Annotated in this window: 9 protein-coding genes; 2 read left to right on the top strand and 7 right to left on the bottom strand. The window is 47.2% G+C overall.

The genetic code is table 11. The features are described 5' to 3' along the window. Positions 1-148 precede the first annotated feature (148 nt). The 4 genes from BN6465_RS16290 to BN6465_RS16305 all read right to left on the bottom strand — a co-directional run bounded on the left by BN6465_RS16290 (position 149) and on the right by BN6465_RS16305 (position 5,973). Positions 149-1,543 carry an MATE family efflux transporter gene (locus BN6465_RS16290; protein WP_066737199.1) on the bottom strand — a complete coding sequence of 465 codons (1,395 nt, stop codon included), beginning with the start codon at positions 1,541-1,543 and terminating at the stop codon, positions 149-151. Beyond that, on the bottom strand, positions 1,544-2,005 hold the full coding sequence (locus tag BN6465_RS16295) for a MarR family winged helix-turn-helix transcriptional regulator (protein ID WP_066737201.1): 462 nt from the start codon (positions 2,003-2,005) through the stop codon (positions 1,544-1,546). It lies immediately after the preceding gene. 106 nt (positions 2,006-2,111) lie between these two features. After that, the gene (locus BN6465_RS16300) at positions 2,112-4,769 is read right to left on the bottom strand and encodes a cation-translocating P-type ATPase (RefSeq protein ID WP_066737203.1); all 2,658 of its coding nucleotides are present in this window, start codon (positions 4,767-4,769) and stop codon (positions 2,112-2,114) included. A gap of 394 nt (positions 4,770-5,163) precedes the next feature. After that, the gene (locus BN6465_RS16305) at positions 5,164-5,973 is read right to left on the bottom strand and encodes an acyltransferase domain-containing protein (RefSeq protein WP_066737207.1); all 810 of its coding nucleotides are present in this window, start codon (positions 5,971-5,973) and stop codon (positions 5,164-5,166) included. Positions 5,974-6,195: 222 nt separating this feature from the next. Between BN6465_RS16305 and BN6465_RS16310 the strand changes: the two genes are divergently transcribed. Together BN6465_RS16310 and tsaA are read left to right on the top strand one after the other, a co-directional pair. Beyond that, positions 6,196-6,750, top strand: coding sequence for a helix-turn-helix domain-containing protein (locus BN6465_RS16310; RefSeq protein ID WP_066737208.1), 555 nt, complete (start codon positions 6,196-6,198; stop codon positions 6,748-6,750). A 1-nt stretch (position 6,751) separates the two neighbouring features. Next, entirely contained in the window at positions 6,752-7,447 is a 696-nt protein-coding gene (tsaA, locus tag BN6465_RS16315) for a tRNA (N6-threonylcarbamoyladenosine(37)-N6)-methyltransferase TrmO (protein WP_066737210.1), read from the top strand. Between the two features lie 9 nt (positions 7,448-7,456). Here the strand turns inward: tsaA and BN6465_RS16320 are convergent, their stop codons facing one another. From BN6465_RS16320 to BN6465_RS21790, 3 genes are all read right to left on the bottom strand, one after another. Then, positions 7,457-8,647, bottom strand: coding sequence for a phosphopentomutase (locus BN6465_RS16320; RefSeq protein WP_066737217.1), 1,191 nt, complete (start codon positions 8,645-8,647; stop codon positions 7,457-7,459). 11 nt (positions 8,648-8,658) lie between these two features. Further along, entirely contained in the window at positions 8,659-9,858 is a 1,200-nt protein-coding gene (locus BN6465_RS16325; protein ID WP_066737219.1) for a hypothetical protein, read from the bottom strand. A 63-nt stretch (positions 9,859-9,921) separates the two neighbouring features. Beyond that, the coding region (locus BN6465_RS21790) for a nucleoside hydrolase (protein WP_154670308.1) at positions 9,922-10,805 on the bottom strand (884 nt) is incomplete at its 5' end.

Consider the following 10,805-nt stretch of genomic DNA (forward strand, 5'->3'; position numbering starts at 1 on the left):
TTCATCTGCACATTGTGTGCATCCACCCGGAGGGTTTTTGTTATATAGGAAAGTTCAAAGGACTTTCCTATATAACAAAAAAAGCGGCTTTGGTCATCCCAAAACCGCCAATAGCTTCTCTCCACACTGGTCTGATATATTCAAAATACTATTCTGCCTCTTTGCTCTCCTTTATCTTGTGCGTCAGCTCCTTAAGTTCACGTATCATAAAGTACCCACAGACAATAGCCGCAGCCGCGTCGGCGATGGGGCCCGCATACATGACCCCGTCAATCCCCATAATAAGTGGAAATATAATGATTAGTGGGAGCAAGAACAAAATCTGCCTCGTAAGCGACATAAATATACCCAAAGTTGATTTTCCTATGGAAGTAAAAAAGTTGGAAGTCACCGGCTGGATTCCATTCACGACTGTAAGAAACATATAAATCCTAAAGTACCGCTCGGAGAAGCGGAAGTATAGTTCGCTCCCTGCGCCAAAGATGGATATAATCTGCCTTGGGAATACTTGAAAGCAAATAAATGCCACAAAGGATAATACCGTGGCAGCCCCCACTGCCAGCAGATAAGTCTTTCTCACACGCCCATATTTTTTGGCGCCGTAGTTGAAGCCTACAATAGGCTGAGTCCCCTGAGAGATACCGATGATAATTGCCATAAACACCATGTTCACCTTTGTGATAATTCCCGCACAGGCAAGTGGTATCTCCCCTCCGTACATGGATTTTGCTCCGTAATATGACAGTACGTTGTTCATGACAATCTGCACGATTGTCATAGCTATCTGATTAAAACACGCACTGGCGCCGAGAGCGCCGATATTTTTTACATAACGTCCGCCCAGACGAAAACTGTCTTTTGTAAGCCGGATATTTTTAAAATGAAACACGTAGCGCAGACTGATGCTAAATGAAATAATCTGTCCGGTAATCGTTGCCAGCGCCGCTCCCGCCATTCCCATACCGAACCCGAAAATCAATATAGGGTCCAATATCGTATTGATGACCGCGCCCACCAGCATAGACATCATAGAGTATCTTGGACTTCCGTCCGCCAGAATCTGCTTGCTAATCGCAGTATTCGCAATCAAAAACGGAAAACCGATGGCCGTAATCCTCGTATAAGTCTCCGCATAGGGCAGTACATCTTTCGTTGCCCCAAATCCTTTCAGCATCGGTGTGAGAAATAACTCTACCACCACAAATAGGGCCACCCCGAAAATCGTAATCAAGGTCAGCGCATTGCCAGAATAGCGTGCCGCTTCTTCCTTCTCACCAGCGCCCAGCTTTAGAGAATAATTGGACGCACCACCGATTCCCAGCAGCAGGGCAATGGCCGTACAAGTAGTAGACAGCGGAAACGCAATATTTGTCGCCGCATTACCGAGCATCCCCACTCCCTGACCGATAAAAATCTGATCTACAATATTATACAGCGCCGTCACCAACATAGAAATGATACATGGTATGGCGAAATTAACCAATAACTTGGATTCCTTTTGCACACCTAATGGATTGGGCGCATTCTGTACTTCTGCCTTCATCTAACATTCTCCTCCTTCAGCTTTCTCCTTCTGTCGTTCTAGTTTATTAATCTCATATGCATGAAGCCCTGCCTTTTTCAGCAGCTTCGGAAGCATCTCACGTTCCTCTTCCGTAAAAGGTTCCAGCACATCCCGGATTGTCTCCTGCGATATGGCTTGAATCTCCTCACAATCCCTGATTGCCTTCTCGGTAGGAAACAAGTAGCAGGTGCGCCGGTCTTTCTTGCTCGGCTCTCTCCGCACATACCCCTTTTCCTCCAGCTGCATCAACGCCCGGGTTACATTACTTGGATTCCGGTACACGGTTTCCATGATACTCTCCCTTGTCATCCCCGGTTCCTGACAGATGCGCATGATGTAAAAAAACTGGCTGCTGTTGATATCAAATTTAGCGAGACGCTTATCAAGACAACTGCTCATATTTAGATTTAATACGGAGGACCATTTTATAAACTCTTTCATATAAACTATTTCCTCTTTTCAAAAATTTGCGGGCGCAAACAACTTTTTGCGCCCGCAAATATCATAAAATAAAAAAGTGCTCCTGTCAAGAAGCACTTTTTCTATATTATACGCGTTTGAACTGTTTTTTCATCCACTTCACAACTTCTACCTGAATAAGGGAAAGCAGCGAAAATCCCATCACCGCCAGCCATTGGCTTCCAGTCAGGCTCGTAAGCCTAAAGGCACTTTGAAACATGGGAATAAAAAGAATGACAGCCATAAGCAGAGCCGATACAGCAAAAGAAATAATCAGCCAAGGATTGATTCCCTCCGCCCTGACCCAGATCGGCTCCGTGTTTGAACGCTGGTTGAAGGAACGCAGCATCTGTGAAAACGCCAGCGTGGCAAAGGCCATCGTCTGCCCTGCCGTATGGCTCCCGGTGGAAGCACCGGCCCAATATGCCGCGGTTGTCATTCCAGCCACAAATATCCCCTGCGTCACGACCCGATGTATAAGGTCCCGCTCAAACAAAGTACCTGATTTCACCGGCCGATGTTTCATAATATTTTTGCTGGCTGGGTCTACCCCCAGCGCCAAAGCCGGAAGTGTGGCCGTGGCCAGATTCACCCAGAGAATATGAGAAGCAAGAAGCGGGGCCTCCCAGTTGCATATAGTGGCTGCAAACAGAGTCAATATCTCCGCAATATTTCCCACCAGTAAGAACTGTATTACCTTCTGTATATTCCGGTAAACACGCCGGCCTTCTTTAATGGCATAGGCAATTGTAGTAAAACTATCATTTAATAGAACCATATCGGCAGCTTCTTTTGCCACATCTGTGCCGGTAAGCCCCATGGCAACGCCGATGTCTGCCGCTTTCAGCGCAGGGGAGTCATTGACACCGTCTCCGGTCATAGCCGCCACTTCCCCGGTGCGTTTCAGGCTCTGGATAATCCGGAGTTTATCAGCCGGCGATACTCTGGCAAAAACTGTTGTATTCTTAACTGCCAAATCAAGACTCTCATCGCTCATAGTCTCAAGCTCCTCCCCGGAAATGACTTGATTCCCTTCCCGGAAAATACCAAGCTCTCTGGCGATGGCGAATGCCGTCACCTTGTGATCTCCGGTAATCATAATCGTCCGGATTCCCGCTTCCAGACAAGTCTGGACAGACTGGGCCACTTCCTTTCGCGGAGGATCAATCATCCCCACCGCTCCGATAAACGTCATATTGAACTCTTGGTCTTCCTCCTCATCATCAGGAAGCGCCGGCAATGTTCTCATTGCAAAGCCAAGAACACGAAGCGCCTTCTCAGACATGGAAAGACAAGTCTCCGCAATCTGCCGATTATCATTCTCAGTGATAGGGCGAACTCCCTGCGCCGTCAAAATATGGGTGCACAATGGAAGTAATTCATCTGCCGCCCCCTTCGTGTAAGCGACCCACCCGCCATCTATCTGATGTACTGTCGTCATACGCTTCCGCTGGGAGTCAAATGGCTGTTCGAACAGTCTTGGAAATGTGGTTTCCAATGATTCATGGTCAATTCCGAATTTCTGAGCCATATAAATCAGCGCCCCTTCTGTGGGGTCTCCGATAATGTTGCCCGCCCGGTCTGGATCTATGCTTGCATTGTTGCAGAGCGCTGCCGCATACACTAGTTCCTGATATACCTTTGGGTGCTGTTCTGCGGCAGAATCGACCGGAGTTATTTTCCCTGCTTCAAAGTCCCCATTCACCGCAATATGAGTCACCGTCATCTTATTTAAAGTGAGTGTGCCCGTCTTGTCACTACAGATTACAGTAGCACTTCCCAGCGTCTCCACAGCAGGAAGACGGCGTATCAAAGCATTCTTTTTTGCCATCCGCTGTACGCCCAAAGCCATGACAATGGTGGCTGTAGCGGGAAGCCCTTCCGGTATAATGGAAATGGCGAGGGAAATGGCCACGAGAAACTGTGGTACAAGCGGACGCTGGTACAGCGCTCCTATTACAAAAATGAGAATACAGACAATCAGACCCACAATTGTAAGTATCTTTCCCACTGCATTCAATTTCTGCTTCAAAGGAGTATCAAGCTCATCCTGATTGTCCAGCATACCGGCTATGTTACCGACCTCAGTATTCATGCCGGTATCCACTACCACCCCCTGCGCCCGTCCATAAGTGACGATAGATGATGTATACACCATGTTGCAGCGGTCTCCAAGTACACACTCTTCGGGCAGAACCCTGTCTGCCTCCTTCTCAGAAGGCACCGATTCACCGGTGAGAGACGCTTCCTGTACCTTCAAGTTGGCGGAATGAATCAGTCTCATATCGGCAGGCACCATATCCCCGTCACTTAAACATACTACATCCCCTGCCACCAATTCCGCCGCCGGGATTATCCGCTCTTCGTTGTGGCGTATTACCCGTGCCGCCGGGGCGCTCATACTCTTCAATGCTTCCAGTGACGATTGGGCTTTCTTTTCTTGTACAATCCCTATGGCTGCGTTGATGACTACAATAAAGAAAATAACTGCCGCCTCTGTCCATTCCCTAAGAATTGCAGAAAATGTACCCGCTCCGATAAGTATAAGAACCATAGGCTCTATAATCTGAGCTTTCAGCATTTGAATAATTGTTTTCGGCGGTTTCGAACGCAGTTCATTGCGTCCATTTTTTTTCAGCCTTTCGGCAGCCTCAGCATCACTTAATCCTTCTTCGGATGTGTACAGTGTAGTTAACACTTCTTCTAGTTTCTGTGAATGCCAAGGCATTTGTCTGTGATTATCCATATAGGACAAACCACCCCTTTCTTTAAAATAATTTTGGCGGGGATGATATGAAAATCGCATCCCCTGTTGTTGAGTTTATATCTGACCGCCAAAGGCGGTGGTCAGCGGAATCGTGGCGTAATGCCGATTCAAAAACACAAAAAGACATAGCCTGTGTTCTATTGTCTAGGACACAGGTTATGTCTTATATAAATCTATCTGCTGTCATATCATTATAATTATTATTTCGGTCAGAGTCGCTACTGTCAGCGTCATCCATCGTTTTAATTAATTCCTTTCTTTCCATAATACCTTAAATCACATTTGCGATTTATTATATGTGATGTACGCCTTACTGTCAACTGCCGGACAACAGAATTTATATTTTCTTTATAGTTGAGCAGAAAACCAAGCATCATCTCTCCGGCAGATATCTTCCCAATCCTCTCCCCAGCCGTTTCCCACTGTACAGGTACGCTTTTGCCCCTCTCTGCAGCGAGGTCTGTTCCGGATATTGGCTCATATCTTCCCGCACTTTTGAAAAGATACGCCATAACGCTTCGGTCTGCAGATAATCCATCTCCAGCAGCCGGAAATGATTCTGAAATTGAATAATATTTGACTCTTCCGGAAGAATCTCTTTTAATCCCGGAAACAAAAGCCAGGAATGGCAGACGTATGGAATCTCCCTGCCAAACCATTCATAGGCGGCTGCAAAAGACGCTTCACAGGCAGCCCAATCCAATGGTTCTCCTTGAGGGATATGCACGTTGATGACAGGCTCCCCTTTCTTTATGGCAAAAGCATTACAGCCGATGTCACGCTTCACATTCATAGTCTCGAACTGAAGTCTTCCAAGCTTAAATAAGGTTCTGTCAAACAGACGCCAGAACCATTCAGCCTCATCAATTCCATATTCACCGAATTCTTGACGGCAGTTCTCACACCAATGCTTCAAATCTCGAAAGGTATCAAAAAAAATCGATTCACTAATCTGCTCATTTATATAATCTTCATAGGTCTCACAGGCAAATCTGCAAAAATAATAAAGAAAACGCACACGGAAATCCTTACTATTTCTAACTTCCCTGCAGAAGCCATCGTAATCCGTTTTGCGGAGACGGTTCATATATAGATATACCTCCTCCGGTATATCCAGCCGCATGATCTGCTCTACTGCAGGCTCCGGCATTCCGATTCTTTTACATAATTCCAATATCTCCATTCATTCAGTTCTCCTTTATAGTGTCCCGGCGACATTGATTGCTATTCTAGGCATTTATCTATATAATATAAGATATTCGATAGAATTTCAAATAATTATAGGAGAATTATCACTAAATTCCCCTTCGTCAACCTAAGGTTGCGAATTTGCAATCTTAAGTTGGTGGCGGTATTTAGGTCACATATAATACAATAAAAACAAAAAAATTAGGAGGGATTTATATTGAGTTTCAGTGAGAATCTACGGACGATAAGGAAAGAACAAAATATTTCTCAAGAAGACTTGGCAGAAATGATGAATGTCAGCAGACAGGCTGTGTCGAAATGGGAGCAGGGGACAGGTTATCCAGAAACTGAAAAAATGATTTTGCTGTCAGAAAAGCTGAATGTTTCTTTGGATTACCTGCTGCGTGATAAAAAGGACTTCGCAGAACCACAAAAAACAGCTGCCAATTTAACCGGAAAAATTATGATAAAATCATTGGATACAGATGTAATTGTAAGCTGCCATAAAGTGTTCATTTCCCCACTTTTCAACCGGCTCTTCAAGGCCACTCCAGACGTACCACAATATGCTTTATTTGGTATTGACACTGTCACATTTTGGGGTGAAAACCGGACTCTACTTGGCTGGTATGCTGATAAGGAAAGTGCAGACAAGGAACAACATGCAATTATGGAAGCACTTCAAAACGGTGATGTCTCGTACGAATTACAATATGCCGCAAAAGTGAAAAAAGGTCTTATGAGTGTGAAATTAGATACGGAGGAGCACTGATATGAATCAACAATATAAAATAACCCCTGTGGCCCATATCCACAGCGGGTTTCCAGAAAAGTTCGGTATTCCCCGGCAAAGCGGGTTGATCGAGTCGTTGAAGGCAGAGATTATCTTTGAAGAAGAATACGCGATACCCGAAGCTGTCCGGGGACTGGAAGCCTATTCTCATATATGGCTTATCTGGGGATTTTCAGAGTCTGCAAGGGATACTTGGTCTCCCACGGTCCGCCCTCCCAGACTGGGCGGCAATATCAGAATGGGTGTTTTCGCCACCCGCTCTCCCTTCCGCCCCAACAGTCTAGGCCTGTCCTGTGTCCGTCTGGAGGGTATAGAGACAGACACTAAGGCAGGGCCTATTCTTCATGTGGCGGGGGCAGATTTGATGGACGGAACACCCATTTTTGATATCAAACCTTATCTTCCGCTCTCCGACATCCGGACAGATGCTGCGGAAGGCTTCGCGGGAGATGTCAAAGATTATCATCTGGAAGTCGACTGTCCCCCCGCCCTCCTGTGCCTGATACCCGAAGCCCACAGGGACGCAGTACTTGCTCTGCTCGCACAGGATCCACGGCCTTCTTATCAGAGAGACGCTTCCCGGATGTATGGCATGAAATACGAGGGGATGAATATCCGCTTCCGGGTGGAAGAAGGAATCCTCACAGTCTGCGGAATCGAGCATCTCACACCCTAATATTCCTAATTACCTCAGTTGTTCCAACAGCGAGCTTCCAATCGTCCCCTGCGGCATCTGCACATCAAAGTTTTCGGCGACCGTGGCCCCTATGACAGCAAAGGTATCCTGCTCGGCAAGCTCCCCGCTTCCGCTCATAGACTTTGAGTATGCCAGAAACGGCACTTTTTCCCTAGTATGGTCTGTCCCCGTATAGGTTGGGTCGTTGCCGTGGTCGGCCGTGAGAATCAACAGGTCGTCCTGCTCCAGTTTTTCCAGAAGTAACCCCAGCTTCTCGTCAAATTTCTCAATTTCACGGGCATAGCCCAGTGGATCACGGCGGTGCCCCCAAAGGGCGTCAAAGTCTACCAGATTTACAAAGCACAGTCCGTTGAAGGATGTCTCTGCTATCTCGAGTGTCTGTTCCATACCGTGGACGGAGCTTTTTGACTTATATGCCTTGGTAATTCCTTCTCCCACGAAAATGTCCTGAATCTTACCTACGGAAATCACATCCCGCCCTTGGTCTTTCAATGCATTCAGCACTGTCCGGCCGAAGGGCTTCAGTGCATAGTCATGGCGGTTGCTCGTCCTTTTGAACTCTCCTTTTTTCTTTCCCACATAAGGCCTTGCAATGACACGCCCCACTTTCCATTCATCCCGCATCGTCAATTCTCTGGCAATCTCACAACAATGGTAAAGTTCTTCCAGTCCGAAGGTCTCTTCGTTCCCACAGATTTGCAGAACAGAATCTGCCGAGGTGTATACGATCATATGTCCCTCCGCGATTTCCTCCTCCGCCAGCTCGTCTAATATCTCTGTCCCGCTGGCGCTTTTGTTCCCAATAATCTTTCGTCCGGTACGCCGCTCAAGCTCTGCAATCAATTCCGGTGGAAAACCGGTGTCGGTAAAAGTCTGGAATGGTGTGGTGACTTCAAGCCCCATCATCTCCCAGTGCCCGGTCATCGTATCTTTTCCCCGGCTGCGTTCTCTCAGCTTCGTGTAATATGCGAGGGGCTGCTCTGCCGGAGGAATCTGCGTCAGCGGACAGATATTCGCAAGACCCAGCCGCTGTAGATTCGGAATGCAAAACTCCTCCACCGATTCCGAGATATGCCCAAGCGTATTGACTCCGGCATCCCCGAACTCTTCCGAATCGGGCATGGGTCCTACCCCTAGTGAATCTATCACAATCAGAAAGACACGCTTATATTTCTTCATATTCTGCTCCTTTACTGCATCTGACTGAAATATTCGTCGATTACATCCTTCCAGTCACCCTTGCAGATAATGTGGTGGTTGCTGATTGGATAGCTTGAGAAATATTCGGTTCCGTCGGTAAGGTGAAGCCGCATTTGTGAACGGCACAAATCGCTTTTGTGCATAGTCTCAATAAGCTCGGCACGTCCGGCGTAATATCTCTGCAAGGTATCGTCACATTTGAATATGGTCATCGGCTGGGCCGCGATATCACAGCTCACCGCCACACCGATTCCCGACTCAAAGTGGGTGGTCAGGCTGTAAGAATCTGGCATGTCGATAGGGAGAGTACAGTGGGCGAAAATAATCTCGCTCTTTCCCGGATCGATACAGCTTGGGTTGGCCATAAATCCGGACTCGCCTGTCAATGCATTCAGCACCGCCATGCTTACAAGGCTCTTCTGGTCACCCTCACATGCCGCCGGAATCCCTTCTGCGTTCAAGATTGCCAAGGCAAGGCATCCCGTGGTGTGAATCATGTCCAAAAGGTCAAAACATTTTACGGTCACCCCTTTTAAATCGTACTTCGCAATTAACCGCTTGAGTGCCCCGTAAACATTCAGCGCCTTTTCCACTTCCTCCGGGCTATATCCCTTGTTCTTCAATTCTTCTGTGTATGTATTCTCTGGATATCCGCCCTTTTCATATTCAGCCACCAATTCATCCAGCTCATACAGAACCAGCTCCATGCCGCTCACCTTCTTTAGAAGTCCGAAGTCGGCATCGCTTGCAATCAGTCCTCCAGGTGTTCCGAAACATCCAAGCTTCATGTGGCTTAATTGCTCCTTCGCCTCCGCCACTCTTTTTAATACCTTCAACCTCGCCGCGATTTCTTCCGCAGAGCCGTGGAGAATCTCTCCCTTTAATCCCTGTTCTTGGAGGAATCCCATAATCTCCATGGACGCCGCCAGAGAATTATAACCGGGCGTTGTCAATAGAATGTATGGCTCTTTCGTCTCCTCATGAACTGCTTTAAATCCCTGCTCCGCCCCGCCGGAAGCGATGAAGTAGACGGGGAGAGGCTGCGCTTTAACTTCGTCCATCTCCGCACATTTCACTTCCACCCCCATTGCTTCGCTCAGTTTTTCTAAAAATTCCTGACTGTAGGTGGGAATATAACGGTCATTACACTCTGCCGGTCCCATTAAAAACTTTACTTTCAATTCTTCCATATTTTTTTCCTCCTTATCAGACAGGCGGATGTTGTCACATCCGCCCGCCACATCACTGTATGGTTACTGTATCTTCAGTGTCCGGTAGATGTAATCTTTATATTTATCTGCGTGCAGTTTACTGCAGATATATACATTCGGTTCTTTTCCCGAAAAATGATTGACATCTACCAGCACAGCCCCATAGCTCGGACCATTGGTAACATCTACCTCACAATAATATTTTTCACATTTATCGATGCAATCAGGATACAAGGCCGCCGCCATAGCGGAAGGATCCGCCATATCCAAATAATCATCCCCGAACCTTTCCCTATTCATTTCCAACAGGTTTTTATTGCAGTCGATGGCAAATTTTCCAAGTTCACTGCCGGTCCGTATCTTTTCAATCTCCTGTGGATTCAGCATACTGTCCCCAAGGCAAGCGTCCCATCCCACATAGATAATTTCATCCAGACCAGATTCTGTCACGATCTTGGCCGCCTCCGCATCCTGCCAGATATTGAACTCAGCCACAGGAGTTACATTACCGGCGCCAAGCCCGGCCGTCCCCATAATAACGATACGTCCGGCCTTTTTCATCGCTTCATAGTCAAGCCTGATGGCAAGGGCCAAATTCGTCAGCGGCCCCAATGCCACGATATCAATCTCGCCTTCCTCGCTCTCTCTGAGTGTGTCCAGCATCTTCAAAATACCGTTGCCTTCCTGTGCCTTGAGCCGCTTTGGGACAAGCCCTATATCTCCCATTCCGTCATTACCGTGGGTCTCATGGGCAAATACCAAATCCCGCAAAAGCATTTTTGCAGAACCTTTATATACCGGCGGTTCGTAAGTTCCTGCGTATTCAATGGTCGTCAGCGTATTGATGGTCGCCTGCTCTACATCCACATTTCCTGAAACCGTGGTAATCAGCACAATCTCGTATGCCGTCTTCTTCTTGAAAAAAA

This window comes from Bariatricus massiliensis (genome assembly GCF_900086725.1).
In the GTDB taxonomy this organism is placed as follows: domain Bacteria; phylum Bacillota; class Clostridia; order Lachnospirales; family Lachnospiraceae; genus Allocoprococcus; species Allocoprococcus massiliensis.